Consider the following 19,141-nt stretch of genomic DNA (forward strand, 5'->3'; position numbering starts at 1 on the left):
GAGAAACAACAACAATGGCCGCCAGTGAAGGCGTATTACGGAGTGAAAACTTCGCAGGGGGCGGTATCCGGGCGGGGCGATAATCATACCCGTGGCGTGAGGCATAACGCGCCAGCATCGGGGACTGCGGCGACAGTTGAGAAACAACAACGGTGGCCGACCGTGAAGGCGGATTACGGGATGAAAACCACGCAGGGAGCGATATCCGGGCGGGGTGATAATCATACCAGCGGAGTGAGGAATAACGTCAACGTTACTAATACAGGAGCGGGAGTAGCAGAGTCGGCAATTATTTCCGATCAAGGGAATAATTATACTGATAGGGTGAGGACTCAAGGATTAGATTCTGAGAAAGTGAAATTATTTTCCCAATCACATCGGGATAATATTGGGATGGACAAGCCGGTGAACTTGAATATTTGGAATCAAAAAGGTGAGACTCGGGTGGTATCTCCATTCAGGCTGAAACAGCTTAATTTTTCACATGAATGATATGTTTCGCTTTGCCTGTTCATGATATTTCACGTTGTTTCCATTGTGTGCAGGGGAGAGCAAAGTTTATTGTTGATTCTTTATTAAGAGTTGCCACTGGATAGTATTTTGTTTATTGAAATAGAATCATCATATAAGGCGATTCCCCTGCTTGTATTTAAGCGTGATCGCCACTCGAGTATTATTAAGAAATCGCATGTTCGCATTTATAGTGATGCTCATGCATTGCTGATGGCCATTGAAGAGCAGGTTCAGGAGTTTCAGAAACTTATTGAACAGCAAACAATTCAAATGATAGAGGATAAAGAGCGGGAGTTAAATGAACATATTAGCCATTTGCAAGCGTCAGCCATTCATCAATTAACTCTTTCACAGCAGCAATGGTTTGAAAAGGCAGAAGAGCAGTTGAATAAACTGCTCGATGCTCAGGAAAAGAGACTGAGTGAAGCTATTGCTGATGCCAGGAGTAATATGGCATCAGCTATTCGCAACAGACTGATAAAAATGAATCAAAGTGATAGTCTGATTGGCTATTTGAGTGATGCGCTGCATGCTGAATTAAATGACGTAGAGAAGTCATTGGTGATTGTTAAATCTTACAGTGATAACGGAACTACATTAACGATTGAAAATGACGACTGTGTGGTGAGTATTAATACACAAGAATTATTATCTGAACTTAAATCTTGTTTAGAGAATATGTCTTATGATTAAGCAACTTGGGGAGTTTTCTGGTTGGTTAAAGCCAAGTAGCGTTATTATTGCTTTGTTATTACCGGCTGTAATACTGTTACCACTCCCAGGATTTATTATTGATATCTTTGTTCTGTCCAGCTTTATTATCTCGGTAATGCTGCTGGTTATTATGTTGGAGAATGACAAACCATTAAAAGTCACTTTTCTTCCTACGGTGGTGTTGTTACTGACAACTTTTCGACTATTATTATCGATTGCTACAACTAGAAATATTCTTGCAAATGATGAAGTAGGGATGGTCATTGAAATTATAGGCCATTTTGTCATGGGGGCTGGTTTGCTCTCTGGTTTGATTATTTTCGTCATCATTACCATTGTTCAGTTTCTGGTAGTGACAAAAGGCGGGGAGAGGGTCGCTGAAGTAGGGGCTCGTTTTTCTCTTGATGCGATGCCGGGACGTCAGATGACGATTGATGGCGATCTCAAAAACAATATGATTACCGGGGAGCAGGCGCAAGCATTGCGAGCAGAGTTGAGCACAGAAAATAAGCTGTTTGGCTCACTGGAAGGCGCAATGAAGTTTATTAAAGGGGATGCGATAGCTGGGATATTGATTAGCCTCGTGAACTTATTTGGCGGTATTTATGTTGGGATTAATCAATTTGATCTTTCTGTTTCTGAGAGCGTCCAGCGGTTTTCGATATTAACCATCGGCGATGGTTTGGTTTCACAAATTCCAAGTTTATTATTATCAGTAGCCTGTGGGGTGTACCTGACGAGAATTAAAGGGGTAGATGAAAAATCCAGCTCTTTCATGGGGCAGCTGACAACTCAGGTTGGCGCATTTTGGAAAAACCTGGTGCTCATTGGCTTGATCATGATGTTTTTGGGGATGCTCAATACTAATTTAATGTATGTGTGTATTCCTATCTCTATTGTTTGTCTTGCCATCGCATTTTTTCTTCGGCGAGGGCAATCTCACACGGCGGTTAAAATTTTGGACGGAGAGGGAAGTGGATTGTTCGAATCTCTCACTTTTCGTCTTAAAGAGAGTAAACATCAATATATTATCTATGATGGTGTGGTTGGAATTGAGAAACTGGTCTGGGGACAGAGCTTAGGGAAACCTTGCGTAGTCGTGGATCCTCATTTAGAAAGTGATATTGAGGTTAGTGTATTAGGGATTAAATTATATTCATTTGTACAAAATAAGGCTATTGGTGTTGACGACATTCTGGGGGATGAGATATTCATTCACTCACCCGAAATAACCAATAATTTGACAGTTATTATTAATTATTTCTTACGTAAACGGTTAATTGAGAAATATAATATTCAATTTACAAGTAATATCATTGACGATTTATCTAAATCAAGCGAAGTTATGAAGAAGGAAATTGATTCTGCTATAGGTATAAATCGAGTACATGATGTTATTAAACAGATGATCAATTGCCCCGAATTTTATTTAGATTCTATTAGCTTTTTTGAATCATTGATTTATTGGTCAAGGCTGGATAGTGAACCAAAAAATTGGCTTATGAGAATACGTACCCAGGCTCGCTATGAAATTACTTCTCGTTTAGTCAATCAAGATGGTGTGATTTTTGCTGCAATATTACCTGCTGAATTAACTGAACTGATTGAGTCTTTTGTTAGTGGTGAGGAGGAAAATATAGATATGCTGATGTCAGTGAGACAGTCTTTGCGAGATGAAATTTGTAGGTTAACTGAAAAAAATAAAATTAAACCTGTATTGGTAGTCAGTGATGCAGAAGTCAATTTTGTGAAATCCTTTATGCATCAGGTTGTCTCTTCACTTGCGGTTTGCAGTTATAGTGACATTACTAATTCCAGCCTCATCAAAGATACTGAAATGCTTCAGGTTACAATTCCGTGATAATAGGGTGTCATAGTGGAATCAACAGAACCTAAAAAATATCCGCCTACAGCAAAAAAATTGCGAGATTTGAGAAAAAAAGGGCAGTTTCCGAAAACGGAATTGGCAGAACCTACTTTTGCTATTGTTCTGTTCTTTATATCAATATCTCTTTTTATTGTGTTATTGTTCAGTGATTTCAATTATTGGGTTGAATTTATTGTCTATGCGGATTTGTCCTCTGGTTTTGACGCTATTCTGGTATCTTTGACTGTTATTATGGCATTTTTTGCCATAGCGAAATTTATCTTTTTTATAGTTAATTGGGTGGTGATTAATAAGGTTGTATTGAATACGAAAGGGATCGGATTTAATCTTGATAAGATAAATCCGGTTAATGGATTTAAAAATACGTTAGGTTTTGATGCTATTACCAATTCATTTAGAAAAGTGCTGGAACTTGTGTTTTTGATTTTTCTCCTTAAGTATGTTTTCGATACTTATGGCGTTGAATTAAATAAGTTACATAAAGTCAGTAACCCGTCATTTTTTGTATATGACTTAGTATACTATATAGGGGGAGCATCTCTTCTGATGGTTATCTATGGCATTTGTGTCGGTGCGGTGGACTTTTTATTTGAATCCTATCGGTTTCAAAAAAAGAATCGTATGACGATGACGGAAATGAAAAATGAGATGAAGGATACAGAAGGTTCACCGCTGATAAAAATGGAAAGACGGCACAAAATGCGTGAATTGATGAACGAACCTATGACAAAAGGCCGGCGTCCAACTTTTGCATTAGCAAACCCAACGCATATTTTAGTGCCAATTTGTTATGAACCGGAAATTGATCAGGCTCCTGTTGTATTGAGTATTTATACTAATGATATGGCATTGGGGAAAAGAAGTTATTACGAGTCGTTAGGGGTGCCAATTATTGAGGATAAACCATTAGCCAGGAAAATTTTGCATAAGATGAAGCGTGGGGAGAATTATATTGATAAAGAGTTCTATCGCGATATTGCGTTGATTATTGTTGCATTAAATAGGAAAAAAAGTTTTGCTAAAAATTAAGTGCATATGGCTATTCTTCGGCGTAATGAGCATGGGTGCTTGCAGCAGTAAAATCAAGGATGGCAACTTATTCCTGGATATGGACTGGAAACAAGACATATATAATCTGGTTTACACTAATGCTGACGATGTTGATAATTTACGATTCTGGGTGAGACAGCCGCCAGAATACACGGATGGTTCTCCACACCAAAGAGCCTGTGTTGAGGTGCAAGAAGCAATGAAACCATCCAGATTTTATATTGCAAACCTCAGTACCTATGGTTTTGATGAGATTTCTAATTGTGGAAAATCTTATTTAAGTGATCCTCACTTTGTTAAAGGAAAAAATCTTCAACCTTTCAGTGGTGAAAGTTGGAATAAGCGTTCAGATGTTACTGTTCAGTTTGGTAGTGATAATGGGAATAAGAGTTCAGCCGTTTCTACTCAATTTGGTGGTAGTAAATTGGTTCATCTTATTTTTTCAGAATTATTTCCGGTTAATGAATCACAGTTGACCAGTAAAGGAAAAGCCACGTTACTGGTAGTCATTAAGGAACTATCATCAATACCCGTCTCTGAAATGACTATTTACGGTATTGCGGATTCATCAGGAAATTATCCGATGAACAAAGTATTAGCCAATAAGAGAGCTGAATCTGTTCGTCAATTCTTGATTGAGGAAGGTCTGCGAGATATTCCGATTTTTATACGAGGCAGTGTCGAGAACGGTGAAAATACAGCATTACAACGCGTACAACAGCGTCGTTTTATGATTGAGGTGAGGTTAGCACCATGAATAATCGAAAATTTATCTTCTTAATGCGTGATTTCATTCAGTCAGTGAAAGCTTCAGGGACAAATTTTGATGGCAATCAGGCATTAGTAGGAATGTATGGTGAGATAGAGTGTAGGATTGAAGATGGAACACGCGTTGGGTTGCCGGGGCATTTGATTTTGCTTATATCATTAAGTAAAGCCCAGTTGGATCCTGTGAAAGCTCTCGAATTGAATGGTAATTTCCATTTGATGTTAGATAGTTATATCGCTTTAATTAATAATGCAGGCTATTTTTTAGTTAGAAGTTTTCTAATACCGGAGCATACCAATCAGTTGCATGACTATCTTAATGAAACGGTTGAACTTGTCCGGAATTTGATGAAAGAGAAGTTGATATAATGTGGTTAATTGAATTTACAGAGGGGTATTTGAATGGGTTGACATTGCCTATTGAATCAACACTATTGTTAACCGGTGAAAGAGAAGTCACGGACAATAACACGTTGAGCGTGCCAGAATATCTTTCTGGTAACGTAAATCTTGTTATAAAACTTGAAGAAAAAGGGCTTTATTTAAGTGGGTGGAAAAAGAGAACAGTAAAATTAAAAGAAAATGTTATTTATTCAATTTCAGGTTTGAGGTTTTTCGTTTTTCCCCAAGGCAATCGTAACCCAAAGCTTAAGCGTTTCTATTTTATGCGCTATGGTACACTAGGGTTAATGATCTTTTTATTGAGTTTGTTTGTATTGATCGCGGTATTGTTTCTTATCCAACATCAGCAGGAAAAGAACATTGGTGAGTATTTCAATAAGGTGGGCAGTGGATATATAAAAGATGGAAAACTTTATGTATTTGATCAAAAAATAAAACAGCAACTCCCTGATGGCTGGCAAAATCAAACTAAGGTTATTCAGAGTGATAATTATCCGGCAGCTGCACATCTGAATGTTGGAGTTGTCTCTAATAGCAGTGGCAAACCACTCTCTTATCAGCTGATAGATAAAGAGAATTACACGCAAATTCGTGTTGATTTTCCTGAAAAGGAAATGCTGATAATGCAATTATTTGGCGAATACGGGATAACTTTTGTACGTAAAGGTGATGCCTGGTTAGTAAATGACCTTGCTAAAGCAAGCCAATTGTTAAAATCTAAAGGGTACAATTCCGAGCTTTCTCAATTGAAATCAAATTATGATGATAGTCAAATAATTGAGGCACAAGACTTCCCTTATTCAGTATTTTTCTCAACTCAGGGAGGAAGATATATCTATGATCAACAAGGGCGTTATTGGGAAGGGAGCAATGTACCTGGATTGGGGATAATAGACTCAATTTCTGAAGAAAAGATTCTTTTCAAGAAAGACAATAAAAGTAAAGTTTATTTCATTCATAGATAATAGGTAACTATATGGCGGATTCAATAACTTTTTCTTATGGTAATAATAATGTAGTAAATTCTGAGGCATCATTTTTGAGTTCTGATGCGCTCACTCAGCGAAAAAAATTCGTTGATAATACTGTCACTGTATTGGACAGTAACACTGTAGAAAGTACTTTCAAACAGGCTACCTCTACCCACAGAGATCCGTTGAGCCTGATTGATGCATTGCTTTCGAAATATATCATTACGCAGACTAAAAAAGCTGAAGCTTTAGCCGTAGAAATATCAGATAAGTCTAAGGCCATAGCAGAAATAAATCGCCTTTGGGGAACGCTAATGACGGAGAATATATCTAAGTTAGACCCGACAAAAATAGATAAGACAACGAATATTTATTCTAATAGTAGCTCTGTATATAATGAAATTGATAGATATATAAAAGAAACACTGAAAGATTCTTCAGGGATAAATGCTATTACTGGGGGTAAGAATTCTGTTAACTACGATCAGTTACAATCAATGAATGCCACTATGACCGCATATTCAGATAGCACTCAGGTGGATTTAGATAAGTTGCAGCAAGATTTTAAAAATATGATGACACAGATCACCTCAGCTCAGGAAGAAATTCGAGATGTCCGCCGAGCTGTAGTTTCTTTCGCTGAGAGGTAATAAACTATGCGCGTAAAGCTAGACGTTGTGGTGGCTAATTGTAGTATGACACTTGATGAGCTAATTCATTTGCAGAAAGGACAAGTAAAGTCATTAACGAATTTTGTTCAGTCAGAGGTAATACTCAAAAGCGGAAATGAAGTGATTGCTACAGGAATTTTAGTGAAGGTTGATGAACAATTTTGTGTAGCGATTGACCAGGTAAACCAAATGGCAGAATAATAAAATTGACGTCACTGAAATAACAGTGACGTCCGATATAAGTGTTTCGATATGAATGGACGGATGAAAAACGGAAACCCAGAAATAGCTCTAAGTGGGATGAGCTACTTAATTGCGACTACAATGATATTTAAGGCGTTTTTCTTTAGCTGTCTGATATCCATTTATAGTCGATTATCGAACATATTAAAACAGAGTGTCAGTTCTCAACAGGAAAATTTTCTCCAATTCACAAAAATTCACAAAAACTAAAGAAAAATAAGCTCGGTATCTGTATTTGGTCCTCGTGTCAATTTTGATACCTGTTTTCTGTTGAATCAAGGGTTGAACATCCAGAAGAAATTAGCCCTTGTTTTTTTACCATTCAAAGAAAAATAAATCATGTATGACATAAAATTACTATCCTGGTTTTTTATAATTCAACTTAATAAACTCTAAGTAAGTTAAGTCTGTAACCTGACACATAAGTAAAAATTACAATGGTAATATAAATCAAGAAATAGAAATCTAAAATATTGTTTTTTACTTGCATTAAAGTTGAATATAAAAATGGTGATTAAAATTACTATTTTTTTATTTAATTCTTTATTATTTGTTTTTAAAAGAAGTTTATTCAAATCTCTAAATTGTAAATATTTATCTTCAATTCCCAATATGGTTCTAAAGTCATTAAGGCTAACAGGTCTGTCCCCTGTTATTTCCAACAGAGTTGTAAAAAACCAGAAAAGAACATTTCTTAATCATTACTTACTCACCCCGGTCACAGAGTTATCTATGCTCCTGGGGATTCGCTCCTTTGCCGTCGCGATGTATCTTAAATCCATAGGGTATATAACAACTAGTCAACAAAACTGGCAGTCGTGTTGGGCCTGTTTTCCCGCAAATCGGTTGGTTAGGTAATATCATTTTGGCTGACTTAAAATTACTCTGTGGCGATGTCTGGCATAGGAACGTCAATCGCCAATGGAATGGTTATTCCTAAATCTGAAAATGGAATGGATGCGATGCAATGGATATGCGAGTTTTAGTGAAATCAGCATAGCAATTACGCTTTAAGTTCAGAGAATTACAATCATAGCTCCGCCAGTTGTATCAACTTCTTTCACCTTGAAAAGTTACAACCGACAACATCTCAGGGATTCAAATTATCCTTGCATTATTTATTAAAAAAATGGAATAACCTGTTGATATGCTATTTTGCATGTATAACAATATAAGAGATCTTGATCGGAAGAGTCTGAGTTTCATGAAATATGTTATAAATATGATTGTTGTCTTTGATCCCAAAGAGAAAACATTAGCATTATTCAATAATCCATTAAACACAGTAAAACTCTCAAATCCAGCCAGCCGCTTATTTCTTGAGTTAATAAAAAATAATGGCGAAACGATCCCCAGAGAAGATTTACTGAAGAATGTTTGGGAAGATTATGGTTTTACCGGTTCAAATAGCAATTTAAATTCTTACATAAGTGAAATAAGAAAAAATCTTTCCAGTTTAAGTGCCGATTTAACCATAATTAAAACAATCCCTAAAGTAGGATTCCGACTGGAGGCAGATATACAAGTGTCATTGCTGGAATCTCCTGAAGAAGAAAACAGTACAGATATAATAATATCAGACTTGCATAGAAAAGATCGACCGAGAGAGGGGGAGCCTGAAGGAGAAAATTGTATTCTTAAAGAACACGGAAGTAACTATGTAAATAATCGGTTAAAATCCCGTATTTTTTTAGGTATTGCATTTATCTTTTTGTTACTTTCTTTTTATGTATTTTATTTTTCGAAAAGGACGGTAGAAATATTCCAGGAACCTTATTCCTATCTTTATACAACAGGAAAATGTAAAGTGTTTTCTCTCGATTATAAACTTGGTTATTCTAAGGAAACATTAAGAGAAATGGCTGAACAAGATATTGGCAACGAAAAAATTGATTGCCGGAGCGTAAAGCAGTCCATTTTCCATCGGAGAATCATGCCTGAGAATAATTTTGCAAAAACGTACTTTATTGGAATTTGCTCCATAGCACCATCAAGAAAATATAACCATTGCCTCTCTATTATAAATCACTACGGAGCACCTATATGACATATCGTAGTTTTTTTCTGTTTATTCTGGCAGTAGTGCTATTTATAATTTCGTTCATCTATAAATCCTCTTATGTGAAAACCAGGCCACTGAATTGTGAAGCAGAGGTGATTATAAGAAAAAAGGTCAAAGATGAAATCATAACTCTGCATGTAAACACTATTCATCTCTTTCATGGGAACGGAAAAGGTACTATTAGCATTTATGGTACTCTTCATGATGGAATAAAATATTATGCTCTGGATAGAATAATTACCTTTACCTATTCAGATGACGATAATAACGGAATTTATGTTGTAAAATATACGAGCTCACAACCTAAAGCTATCGACAATACTCCTGAGAATTTAATGTCTTTTTTTTATGAGATTGGTAGCAATGACTATTACATAGAATTATCACGACTTAAAAAAAATACATTGTTATTTAGTCAATTATCAAAGAGCCCAATAATATGTTTAATGAATTAATATAATATTAGATTATTTAAGAAAATATATTTTAACCAAAGGGAGGCTATTTTAGCCCCCTTTAAGATGTATTGCCAGGGGACCACTTTAGGCAATACATTTTTATGGAAAGCTTAAGTTCCACGTTTTTTCAGCGTTGTACTCATCGGAAAAAACGCAGATTTTTGGTTTTTACGGCTGTAGTTTTAAATTAGGATAACAGCCTTTTGTTAATGCTATTTTTAATACCTGTAGCATCCAGTCCTAAATCAGCTCTGATTTCTTCCTGGCTACCTTGTGGTACAAACTGATCGGGCAGGCCGATATTTAGAATCTGCACAAGATGACCTTCTTGCATCAGAATTTCATTAACACCACTTCCAGCCCCGCCCATGATGGCATTTTCTTCCAGAGTGACCAGTAAATCATGGCTGCCAGCCATCTCCAGTAACAATTCTTTATCCAGTGGCTTAACAAAGCGCATATCAACAACGGTAGCATCCAGTGATTCAGCTGCGGTCATTGCATCGGGTAACAGGGTACCAAAGTTTAGAATAGCCACTTTCTTACCCTGACGACGAATAACACCTTTACCAATTGGTAATTGTTCAAATGGTTGAAGTTCTGCACCAGTTCCTGTTCCTCGCGGATAGCGCACTGCTACTGGACCTTGCTGATAATGATAGCCTGTATGTAGCATCTGACGGCATTCGTTCTCGTCACTTGGTGCCATAATTACCATGCCAGGAATACAACGCAGGAAGGTGAGATCAAAGGCCCCTTGGTGTGTCTGACCATCGGCGCCAACGATACCTCCGCGATCTATTGCAAACAGGACAGGTAGATTCTGGATTGCAACATCGTGAATAACCTGGTCATAAGCACGTTGTAGGAATGTTGAATAGATAGCGACAATAGGCTTATAACCACCAATTGCCAGACCCGCGGCAAAAGTGACGGCATGTTGCTCTGCGATAGCGACATCAAAGTATTGATCCGGATATTCGCGGGAAAAACGCACCATACCAGAACCTTCACGCATCGCCGGTGTGATTGCCATGAGTTTTTTATCATTAGCCGCTTCTTCGCATAACCACTCTCCAAAGATTTTGGAGAAAGTAGGGCGGTTGTCTGAACTCTTAGGTAATGTACCCGTTGCTGGATCAAATTTAGGCACTGCATGCCAGCTGATAGGATCTTTTTCAGCGGGTGCATAGCCACGACCTTTTTTGGTCATGATGTGCAGTAGCTGTGGCCCTTTCAACTCCCGCATGTTTTTCAGAGTTTGGGTCAATGTCAGCACATCATGCCCGTCAATTGGCCCAATGTAATTAAAGCCCAGCTCTTCAAACAGCGTGCCAGGAATGACCATTCCTTTGATATGTTCTTCTGTCTTTTTCAGTAGTTCTTTAATGGGTGGCAGGTTGGAAAAGACTTTTTTTCCACCTTCCCGCAATGTGGTGTAGAGCTTACCGGAAAGAAGCTGGGCCAGATGATTATTTAACGCACCAACATTCTCTGAGATAGACATTTCGTTGTCATTAAGAATGACCAGCATATCTGGATCGATATCCCCAGCATGGTTCATCGCTTCGAAAGCCATACCGGCAGTTATCGCGCCGTCACCAATAATGCAGACGGTACGACGGCCTTTGCCTTCGCGCTCAGCGGCAACTGCCATACCTAACCCAGCGCTGATAGAGGTTGATGAATGCCCGACGCATAAGGTGTCGTATTCACTTTCGTCCCGCCATGGGAAAGGATGAAGTCCATTCTTTTGACGAATTGTATCAATACGATCTCGACGCCCTGTCAGGATCTTATGAGGATAAGCCTGATGACCGACATCCCATACCAGCTTATCGAAAGGCGTTTTATAAACATAATGTAACGCCACAGTCAGCTCAACGGTACCAAGACCAGAGGCAAAATGACCACTAGAGCGACTGACACTGTTTAGCAGGAATTGCCGAAGTTCATCACATAACTTCGGCAGGCTCTCTTTTGGCAACATACGAAGTTCTTCAGGATTTTCCGCTAATGCCAATGTTGGGTATTTGGCTATATCAATGCTCATTTGATGCTCGTTAAGAAGTGTTTATTAATAGAGTTGCTAGTGGATAAATTTACCAGCAAACCTTAGCTATTACGTTCAATGATAAAGCTGGCAAGTGCGCGCAGCGTTGTTGTGTTATAGGATTTTTCTTCCAGTTTACTCAGCGCCTTTAGTGCTTCTTGATACAGCTCGTGTGCTTTTTGCTGTGCTTGTTTTAACCCTAGTAATGCGGGGTAGGTGCTTTTTCCTAACTGTTGGTCACTGCCCTGACGCTTGCCGATCATTTCGGTACTGCCAATCACATCAAGAATGTCATCCTGAACTTGGAAAGCGAGGCCAATAGCCTGAGCGTACTGATCCAATTCAGGTAAAACGTCATGCCCACTCTGGCCTGCACCATAAGCTCCCATTCTGACAGCACAACGAATAAGAGCCCCAGTTTTATGGCGATGAATTTGCTCTAACGCCTGAAGATCAATGTGTTTTCCTTCCGCTTCTAAGTCCAGAGATTGGCCACCACACATGCCGGCTATGCCACTGGCAGTCGCCAATTCAGCCAGCATTTCAAGACGATCAGCCGTTGTAACATCTGGCATTTCTCTTTTAGATAATATTTCAAATGCCAGGGCCTGCAACGCATCTCCCGCCAGAATAGCATGCGCCTCTCCAAATTTGATATGGCAGGTTGGTTGTCCACGGCGTAAATCATCGTTGTCCATGGCGGGTAAGTCATCATGAATTAAGGAATAAGCGTGAATACATTCAACAGCTGCGGCTGGAGCATCCAGATTGTTGGTGGATAATCCAAACATTTCACCGACTGCATAAACTAAAAATGGGCGCAGGCGTTTGCCACCAAGTAATGTACCATGCTGCATTGCTTGAACCAGTGGGCTATTTGAAAACGCCAGTGAAGATAATGTGTTTATCAGAACCTTATTGACCCGTTGCTGATAGGTTTTAAGCTGTTGTTCAAATTGAATGGAATTTTGTTCAGACATAGGTTTATTCAGTATCCGGGGAGAAATGACTCAGCGGAGATTGGGCGTCATCGTTAAGAAGAATTTGTACCCGCTGTTCTGCTTGTTGCAAAGTCTGTTGTCCCTGACGGGCTAATTGAATACCACGCTCAAATTCGTTCAGGGCTTCTTCCAGTGCCAGTTCACCTGATTCTAGTCGGATGACAATTTGTTCCAGCTCTTTTAATGAGTGTTCAAATGTCATTGTAGGTGCCGTTTCTGGCGTACTGTTTGTACTTTCTGATGTTGCATTTTTCTTTGGCATAATCTTTTTACTATCTTATACAGAGTTCGCCTGAGGATGCAGACTATCCTATTATGCTGGTACAAACAAATCCTTAACTGGTTTTGTATTTTTTACGCGCTATGTAGCGAGATGGTGTTATACTTCGCAGCCTGATTTGACTACCAGAACATGATTGTCAGTTTTATTTATCAAAACTCCTAACTACTACTATAACTCACTATGAAGTTTATTATTAAATTATTCCCAGAAATCACGATTAAGAGCCAAACTGTTCGTTTGCGCTTTATTAAAATTCTTGCCAGTAATATTCGCAATGTGCTTAAAACGTTGGGAGATAATATTGCGGTGGTGCGCCATTGGGATAATATCGAAGTTCGCACCAAAGATGAAAACCTTGGTCCTCAAATTTGTGATGTGCTGACACGTATTCCTGGTATCCATCATATTCTGCAAGTAGAAGAACGTGAATTTCGTGATATGCATCATATCTTTGAACAAGTTTTTGAGGTTTATAGCGAATCGCTCCAAAATAAGACATTTTGTGTACGGGTTAAACGCCGTGGTAAACATGAATTTACTTCCAATGAAGTAGAACGCTATGTCGGCGGCGGTTTAAACCAGCATATTGAATCTGCGAAAGTAAAACTCAATCATCCTGATGTTACCGTTAATCTGGAAATTGATCAGGATGTGCTGATTTTGGTAAAAGCCCGTTATGAGGGAATTGGTGGTTTTCCTATCGGAACACAGGAAGATGTATTGTCCCTGATTTCTGGGGGATTTGATTCCGGTGTTTCCAGCTATATGTTAATGCGTCGTGGCTGTCGTGTTCACTATTGTTTCTTTAATCTTGGTGGTTCCGTTCATGAAATTGGTGTGAAGCAGGTCGCCCATTATCTTTGGAACCGTTTTGGTAGCTCCCATAAGGTCCGTTTCGTTGCAGTGGATTTTGAGCCTGTTGTCGCTGAAATTCTGGAAAAGGTTGATGATGGTCAAATGGGTGTCGTGCTTAAAAGGATGATGGTAAGAGCAGCCTCTAAAGTTGCAGAACGTTATGGGGTGCAGGCTATTGTTACCGGTGAGGCTTTAGGGCAGGTTTCCAGCCAAACATTGACTAATCTGCGTTTGATTGATAATGCCTCGGATACGTTGATTCTGCGGCCACTGATTTCACATGATAAAGAGCACATTATCAGGTTGGCTCGTGAAATTGGCACGGAGGATTTTGCCCGTACAATGCCTGAATTTTGTGGTGTGATTTCAAAAAGTCCGACAGTAAAAGCGGTTAAAGCCAAAATTGAAGCAGAAGAAGCGAATTTCGATTTTAATATTCTGGAGAAAGTTGTCAGTGAAGCTCAGAATGTGGATATCCGCCAGATCGCAGAACAAAGTCGTGAGCAAGTGGTTGAAGTTGAGACTGTAACTGAATTTACTCCAACGGATGTATTGCTGGATATTCGCTCACCTGATGAACAAGATGATCGGCCATTACAGATGAATGGTATAGAGATTAAATCGCTGCCATTTTATAAATTGAGTAGCCAGTTTGGTGATTTGCCAAAAGAGAAAACCTATCTGCTCTATTGTGAACGTGGAGTAATGAGTCGTTTGCAAGCTCTTTATTTAATCGAGCAGGGTTTTGATAATGTGAAGGTTTATCGGCCTTAATTGCATTTGGGGTTCTTATTACGTGAACCCCAATTAATCGCATAAAGTAAGATATTTTTGTCTATTTTTTTCAGTCCTGATAAGAACATTCGCCTTGTAGCAATATGAGTTGAGCGGCGACCTCTGTTACTGTTTTTCGTCCTTTTAATAATTCGATGAGTTTTAAGGCGAAATTGAAAGCTGTTGCTGGCCCTTATCGTGAGCCTGGCAGATGAGTACCGAAGTATTCATAATTAATTACCCTCTTTGTGTTTTATCAGGTTATAGATACGCGTATTTTCAGGAGTCTCCAATCCATGTGCACGGGCCCGGCGCAATAAATAACCGGTGATATAGTCAATTTCAGTACGACGTTTTGCGCGGATATCCTGCAACATGGAAGAGTAATTTTTTGCAGTGAGATTAATTACATCGTAAACATAGGTAGTCAGGTTATCGATGGAAGTATGCATGTTTTCTCGTTGCATAACCTGAATAATTTCTTCGCACAAAACATTTAATTGTTCTGGGTAGTGAAGTAAGTCGCCATTCCGGCATTCATAAAGTGCAGTTAGTGGGTTTATGACACAGTTAGCGGCAAGTTTCAGCCAGCTAATAGAGAGAATTTCATCATGCCATGCAACATTCGGCAAAGATCGATGTAATACATTAGCTAAAAAGCTGAGTCCGGTTGCATTTGGCGTTGCTGAGCCAATATATGTTAGCCCGGAAGCGGTATGATAAACCTGTTGGGCATTCTGATATGCGCCATGTGTTGTGAGGCCAAGAAGTATTGGATTAGGCGCTGATAGCAATTTTTCCTGAGTACCCATACCATTGTGCAGTAATAAGATTGGACAATCAGCTGAAAGTTTGGGAAGTAAATCATTAACTGCATCAGCGACTTGCCATGCTTTCAGGCAGACAATCAATAATTCGCTGTTGGCAAGATGGTCATTGCTATTAGTTGGGATTGGTTGGTTGAAGACTTCGTCATTAATTTCGTCAATATGAACAGATAAATAAGATTGGGAAGTCTTTAGCCAACCTTGTACTTGATGTTTTTGTTGTGATAATGCTGCCAGCCACAGTTTTCCTATAGCGCCACAGCCAAGAACGGTTATCTTCATATATACCTTTTGAAAGACGCTGTCATAATGAATGGAAATAACAAGATCCCGCTAATCCGAGTATAGAGCTTTTGCTGATAATGGAAAGCGGTTATCATGCCAACTTATTGATTATCAGGAGGTCACGGATAATGCCATCTTTCGATATTGTCTCAGAAATTGATATACATGAAGTTCGCAATGCAGTAGAAAACGCACAGCGCGAACTTGCTACCCGCTGGGATTTCCGTAATGTCAGCGCCAGTTTCGAATTAAATGAAAAAAGTGAATCTATCAAGATTGCCAGTGAGTCGGATTTTCAGGTAAATCAGTTAGTTGATATTATGCGTGAAAAGTTGGCTAAGCGCGGTATTGATGGAGCTGCATTGAATATCCCTGATGATATGTTGCACAGTGGTAAGACTTACAGCGTTGAAGCAACTTTGAAGCAGGGGATTGATACCCCTACGGCCAAAAAGATTATAAAGCTGATTAAGGATAGTAAATTAAAAGTGCAGGCACAGATTCAGGGTGAGCAGGTGCGGGTAACCGGCAAAGCTCGTGATGATTTGCAAAGTGTTATTGCATTGGTTCGCGGAGCAGAGTTAGGACAGCCATTTCAGTTTACTAATTTCCGGGATTGATTTTTCTCATATTGGCTGACTATCGCCACTTAATGGATTGATATATTTAGCCTAATGTGGAGTGGGGTATTCCTGACCGGAAACCCTATTCCCAATTTGACTTAATACTGAACCAGAATGAGTGGGTTTTTATTCGCTTTTTATATGTTCGGGTTTGATACTTAATCTATCATGTCATTATTGGCTATCAATTGCTCAATTTGTGTTCTGTTCGTCTGTTTGGTATCTACCTTTATGTACGCGCTGTACTCTTCTGGCACAATAACGACTTCGCAAACACCCGGCTGAATAAGAATTTTTTGCTCCAATAATGCCTTGTTGATTATATTTTTTGGCAGCGAAATTCTGATACTGCTGGCATAAGAAGGTTGTTTCATCGTCGTGCTGATGATAAACCAAATGATTGTCAGGGCTATACCGGCCATAAATACCAGCGGTGCTCCCTTTAATTCATATAACCAACCACCAAGGCTGCCTCCTAAAGCGACACCTAAAAATTGGCTGGTGGAATAGATACCCATTGCTGTGCCTTTATAACCCGCTGGTGCTTCCTTGCTGATAAGTGATGGCAGAATAGCTTCCATTATATTGAAAGCAATAAAGAAAATTTGTATTCCAATAAAAATCACCCATAAATGGTGCCCCGCTGACCATAAGACAACTTCAGCAATAAATAGCATAGAGATACATAACAGAAACACTTGTTTCATGCGGCGCTTTTTTTCTGCGTAAATAATGAAAGGCAAAACAGATAAGAATGAAATCAGCATGGTGATCAGGTAAACCTTCCAATGCTGTTGTACCGGAAATCCTGCTTTCTGCATAGCTAAAGGTAGAACGACAAAACTTGCCATTAGTAAAGTGTGCAAACTGAGAATGCCAAAGTTAAGTTTCAGCAATTGGCTATCAGCGAGAACTTTATGGAAACTGTGACGAACAATGCCTGATTCACGGTTAAGAATACGTTCGTCTGTAGAGGGAACAGCAAATAGTGTTATCAGAATGCCACAACCGGCCAGAATGGTAATTCCCCAGAATAATCCATTTAAACCGATGGCATGAGTAAGGATGGGGCCAAGCACAATTGCTATAGCGAAAGTCATTCCGAAGCTAATGCCAATAAAAGCCATTGCTTTAGTTCGATTTTGTTCTCGGGTTAAATCAGAAAGCAGAGCCATTATTGCAGCTGATATAGCTCCAGCTCCCTGTAATGTTCTCCCAATTATTATGTCCCAGATGGAATCGCCGAGAGCGGCAATAATACTGCCAAGAACGAAGAGTATTAGTCCACCAACAATTAGCGGCTTACGGCCAATTTTGTCTGAAAGCAGGCCAAAAGGGATCTGGAAAATTGCTTGAGTTAAACCATAAATACCAATAGCAATACCGATAAGTGCTTCGGTAGAGCCTTTTAGGTTAAGGCCATAAGTTGTTAAAACAGGAAGAACCATGAACATGCCCAGCATACGCAGAGAAAAAACTGAGCCTAAGCCCCATGTTGCTCGAAGCTCAAGTGGCGTCATTTTATTATCGTTCATGATTACCTCGAAGTATTTTGATATGTCATTGTAGATAGGTTTCTGACAAGCGGTAAATAGTTAATTGAATTAATAATATTGAAGTATACCTGTTATCTTTCAAGTTGCCTCTTTGTTGGCTGCACTCACTCACCCCAGTCACATAGTTATCTATGCTCCTGGGGATCGCTCCCTTGCCGTCGCGATGTATCTTGAAATCTATTGGGTATATAAGGATAGGGGATGAGTATGAAAGGTAAATAATGGCAGTGGTGCATACCACTGCCATCAGGAAGAATTATCGGACGTAGGTTAAAAAGGTTTCTGAGGACACCGTCGGGTCAACAGACATCATGACACTTAGGGAAGTGATTGCCACAATGGAAAATACAAACAACTTACGGGCCCAAACACGGTCGTTAGCGGTTTTGTAACCGGATAACGCCATTCCTAGCCACCAGACGCTCACTGCTGCTGCAACAACCAGATACTTGTAACCTGCATAACCGCTGATTGCTAACATTAGGGTTGCAATCATGAATGCCAGGATATAAAGGATAATGTGGTTTTTCGCCACAGATATACCTTTAATTACCGGTAACACAGGGATGTTTGCTGCCTGATAATCTTTGAAACGAAAAATAGCAATGGCATAGGAATGCGGCATTTGCCACAGGCTGAAAATCAGTAATAGGATCAATGCGCCCGTATCAAATTGACCAGTCACTGCACAATAACCAATGACCGGAGGTGCAGCACCGGATAAACTGCCGATCAACGTGCCATAAACAGATTTCCTTTTCATGTAAAGGCTGTAAACCCCTACATATACGACAAAACCGATAATCGCTAATTGCATTGCTAAGGCATTGGCTGCTACATAGAGCAGCACAATGCCAGCAATACCCAGTATTGATGCATAAATCAGGCTGATTTTCGGATCAATAAGCCCTTTTACAAGGACGCGGTTTTTTGTTCTTTCCATGATCCGGTCAATATCGCGGTCAATATAGTTGTTAAATACACAACCAGAAGCCACGACTAATGAAACGCCGAGCAGAGTCGATAAGAACAAAGGGTAATCAATCACCCCTTTCGAGGCGAGTAGAAAACCACCGATCACAGAAATTAAATTGCCGAAAATAATTCCTGGTTTAGTTACTTGCAGGTATTGCTTAATCATATA

Annotated in this window: 19 protein-coding genes and 2 pseudogenes; 13 read left to right on the top strand and 8 right to left on the bottom strand. The window is 39.3% G+C overall.

Going from position 1 to position 19,141, the window contains the following annotated elements; translation table 11 throughout:
* The 9 genes from BO26_RS15205 to BO26_RS15245 all read left to right on the top strand — a co-directional run.
* On the top strand, positions 1–492 hold a 492-nt coding region (locus BO26_RS15205), incomplete at its 5' end, for a hypothetical protein (protein WP_036772825.1).
* Between the two features lie 108 nt (positions 493–600).
* Positions 601–1,206, top strand: a complete 606-nt coding sequence (locus BO26_RS15210; protein ID WP_036772871.1) for a hypothetical protein — start codon at positions 601–603, stop codon at positions 1,204–1,206.
* Complete coding sequence (locus tag BO26_RS15215; RefSeq protein ID WP_036772828.1) at positions 1,199–3,088, top strand: FHIPEP family type III secretion protein; 1,890 nt, start codon at positions 1,199–1,201, stop codon at positions 3,086–3,088. Before BO26_RS15210 ends, BO26_RS15215 begins: the two co-directional genes overlap by 8 nt.
* Before the next feature lie 15 nt (positions 3,089–3,103).
* On the top strand, positions 3,104–4,144 hold the full coding sequence (locus BO26_RS15220; RefSeq protein WP_036772829.1) for an EscU/YscU/HrcU family type III secretion system export apparatus switch protein: 1,041 nt from the start codon (positions 3,104–3,106) through the stop codon (positions 4,142–4,144).
* Positions 4,145–4,175: 31 nt separating this feature from the next.
* Entirely contained in the window at positions 4,176–4,922 is a 747-nt protein-coding gene (locus tag BO26_RS15225; RefSeq protein ID WP_236637471.1) for an OmpA family protein, read from the top strand.
* The gene (locus tag BO26_RS15230; RefSeq protein WP_036772834.1) at positions 4,919–5,302 is read left to right on the top strand and encodes a hypothetical protein; all 384 of its coding nucleotides are present in this window, start codon (positions 4,919–4,921) and stop codon (positions 5,300–5,302) included. The genes BO26_RS15225 and BO26_RS15230 overlap by 4 nt, the downstream gene beginning before the upstream one ends.
* Positions 5,302–6,300 carry a hypothetical protein gene (locus BO26_RS15235; protein WP_036772836.1) on the top strand — a complete coding sequence of 333 codons (999 nt, stop codon included), beginning with the start codon at positions 5,302–5,304 and terminating at the stop codon, positions 6,298–6,300. The genes BO26_RS15230 and BO26_RS15235 overlap by 1 nt, the downstream gene beginning before the upstream one ends.
* 11 nt (positions 6,301–6,311) lie before the next feature.
* Entirely contained in the window at positions 6,312–6,956 is a 645-nt protein-coding gene (locus BO26_RS15240; RefSeq protein ID WP_036772838.1) for a hypothetical protein, read from the top strand.
* 6 nt (positions 6,957–6,962) lie between these two features.
* On the top strand, positions 6,963–7,178 hold the full coding sequence (locus BO26_RS15245; RefSeq protein ID WP_036772839.1) for a FliM/FliN family flagellar motor C-terminal domain-containing protein: 216 nt from the start codon (positions 6,963–6,965) through the stop codon (positions 7,176–7,178).
* A gap of 292 nt (positions 7,179–7,470) precedes the next feature.
* Here BO26_RS15245 and BO26_RS24180 read toward each other — a convergent pair.
* Both BO26_RS24180 and BO26_RS24675 read right to left on the bottom strand, forming a co-directional pair.
* Positions 7,471–7,570 (bottom strand): annotated as a pseudogene (locus tag BO26_RS24180) (type VI secretion system tube protein Hcp); the annotation flags it as partial.
* Between the two features lie 51 nt (positions 7,571–7,621).
* Complete coding sequence (locus BO26_RS24675) at positions 7,622–7,882, bottom strand: RepB family plasmid replication initiator protein (protein WP_072023280.1); 261 nt, start codon at positions 7,880–7,882, stop codon at positions 7,622–7,624.
* Between the two features lie 542 nt (positions 7,883–8,424).
* On the opposite strand from BO26_RS24675, the gene BO26_RS21605 reads away from it, so the two are divergent.
* Together BO26_RS21605 and BO26_RS15255 are read left to right on the top strand one after the other, a co-directional pair.
* Positions 8,425–9,267, top strand: coding sequence for a winged helix-turn-helix domain-containing protein (locus BO26_RS21605; RefSeq protein ID WP_157835565.1), 843 nt, complete (start codon positions 8,425–8,427; stop codon positions 9,265–9,267).
* Positions 9,264–9,737: a hypothetical protein gene (locus tag BO26_RS15255; RefSeq protein WP_036772840.1), complete on the top strand. Its 474-nt coding sequence runs from the start codon at positions 9,264–9,266 to the stop codon at positions 9,735–9,737. The genes BO26_RS21605 and BO26_RS15255 overlap by 4 nt, the downstream gene beginning before the upstream one ends.
* 190 nt (positions 9,738–9,927) lie before the next feature.
* On the opposite strand, the gene dxs is transcribed toward BO26_RS15255, so the two are convergent.
* The 3 genes from dxs to xseB all read right to left on the bottom strand — a co-directional run bounded on the left by dxs (position 9,928) and on the right by xseB (position 13,056).
* A complete protein-coding gene (gene dxs, locus BO26_RS15260) occupies positions 9,928–11,793 on the bottom strand; it encodes a 1-deoxy-D-xylulose-5-phosphate synthase (RefSeq protein WP_036772841.1) in 1,866 nt (621 codons plus the stop codon).
* A 62-nt stretch (positions 11,794–11,855) separates the two neighbouring features.
* Positions 11,856–12,773 carry a (2E,6E)-farnesyl diphosphate synthase gene (gene ispA, locus BO26_RS15265; RefSeq protein ID WP_036772842.1) on the bottom strand — a complete coding sequence of 306 codons (918 nt, stop codon included), beginning with the start codon at positions 12,771–12,773 and terminating at the stop codon, positions 11,856–11,858.
* A gap of 4 nt (positions 12,774–12,777) precedes the next feature.
* Entirely contained in the window at positions 12,778–13,056 is a 279-nt protein-coding gene (gene xseB / locus BO26_RS15270; protein ID WP_036772843.1) for an exodeoxyribonuclease VII small subunit, read from the bottom strand.
* Between the two features lie 201 nt (positions 13,057–13,257).
* On the opposite strand from xseB, the gene thiI reads away from it, so the two are divergent.
* Positions 13,258–14,706, top strand: coding sequence for a tRNA uracil 4-sulfurtransferase ThiI (gene thiI / locus BO26_RS15275; RefSeq protein WP_036772844.1), 1,449 nt, complete (start codon positions 13,258–13,260; stop codon positions 14,704–14,706).
* 193 nt (positions 14,707–14,899) lie between these two features.
* On the opposite strand, the pseudogene panE reads toward thiI, so the two are convergent.
* A pseudogene (panE, locus tag BO26_RS15280) lies at positions 14,900–15,815 on the bottom strand (2-dehydropantoate 2-reductase).
* 131 nt (positions 15,816–15,946) lie between these two features.
* Between panE and BO26_RS15285 the strand changes: the two are divergent.
* Complete coding sequence (locus BO26_RS15285) at positions 15,947–16,438, top strand: YajQ family cyclic di-GMP-binding protein (RefSeq protein WP_036772846.1); 492 nt, start codon at positions 15,947–15,949, stop codon at positions 16,436–16,438.
* A gap of 161 nt (positions 16,439–16,599) precedes the next feature.
* On the opposite strand, the gene BO26_RS15290 is transcribed toward BO26_RS15285, so the two are convergent.
* The gene (locus BO26_RS15290; protein WP_036772847.1) at positions 16,600–17,976 is read right to left on the bottom strand and encodes an MFS transporter; all 1,377 of its coding nucleotides are present in this window, start codon (positions 17,974–17,976) and stop codon (positions 16,600–16,602) included.
* A gap of 277 nt (positions 17,977–18,253) precedes the next feature.
* Complete coding sequence (gene cyoE, locus BO26_RS15295; protein ID WP_036772848.1) at positions 18,254–19,138, bottom strand: heme o synthase; 885 nt, start codon at positions 19,136–19,138, stop codon at positions 18,254–18,256.
* Positions 19,139–19,141: the final 3 nt, after the last annotated feature.

It is taken from the genome of Photorhabdus australis DSM 17609 (assembly GCF_000711895.1).
Classification (GTDB): domain Bacteria; phylum Pseudomonadota; class Gammaproteobacteria; order Enterobacterales; family Enterobacteriaceae; genus Photorhabdus; species Photorhabdus australis.

Bases quoted from the DNA above. Each gene is read 5' to 3' on its own strand.
- BO26_RS15215 (WP_036772828.1), top strand. From the start codon at position 1,199: ATGATTAAGCAACTTGGGGAGTTTTCTGGTTGGTTAAAGCCAAGTAGC.
- BO26_RS15225 (WP_236637471.1), top strand. From the start codon at position 4,176: ATGGGTGCTTGCAGCAGTAAAATCAAGGATGGCAACTTATTCCTGGAT.
- BO26_RS15230 (WP_036772834.1), top strand. From the start codon at position 4,919: ATGAATAATCGAAAATTTATCTTCTTAATGCGTGATTTCATTCAGTCA.
- BO26_RS15235 (WP_036772836.1), top strand. From the start codon at position 5,302: ATGTGGTTAATTGAATTTACAGAGGGGTATTTGAATGGGTTGACATTG.
- BO26_RS15240 (WP_036772838.1), top strand. From the start codon at position 6,312: ATGGCGGATTCAATAACTTTTTCTTATGGTAATAATAATGTAGTAAAT.
- BO26_RS15245 (WP_036772839.1), top strand. From the start codon at position 6,963: ATGCGCGTAAAGCTAGACGTTGTGGTGGCTAATTGTAGTATGACACTT.
- BO26_RS21605 (WP_157835565.1), top strand. From the start codon at position 8,425: ATGAAATATGTTATAAATATGATTGTTGTCTTTGATCCCAAAGAGAAA.
- BO26_RS15255 (WP_036772840.1), top strand. From the start codon at position 9,264: ATGACATATCGTAGTTTTTTTCTGTTTATTCTGGCAGTAGTGCTATTT.
- dxs (WP_036772841.1), bottom strand. From the start codon at position 11,793: ATGAGCATTGATATAGCCAAATACCCAACATTGGCATTAGCGGAAAAT.
- ispA (WP_036772842.1), bottom strand. From the start codon at position 12,773: ATGTCTGAACAAAATTCCATTCAATTTGAACAACAGCTTAAAACCTAT.
- xseB (WP_036772843.1), bottom strand. From the start codon at position 13,056: ATGCCAAAGAAAAATGCAACATCAGAAAGTACAAACAGTACGCCAGAA.
- thiI (WP_036772844.1), top strand. From the start codon at position 13,258: ATGAAGTTTATTATTAAATTATTCCCAGAAATCACGATTAAGAGCCAA.
- BO26_RS15285 (WP_036772846.1), top strand. From the start codon at position 15,947: ATGCCATCTTTCGATATTGTCTCAGAAATTGATATACATGAAGTTCGC.
- BO26_RS15290 (WP_036772847.1), bottom strand. From the start codon at position 17,976: ATGAACGATAATAAAATGACGCCACTTGAGCTTCGAGCAACATGGGGC.
- cyoE (WP_036772848.1), bottom strand. From the start codon at position 19,138: ATGATTAAGCAATACCTGCAAGTAACTAAACCAGGAATTATTTTCGGC.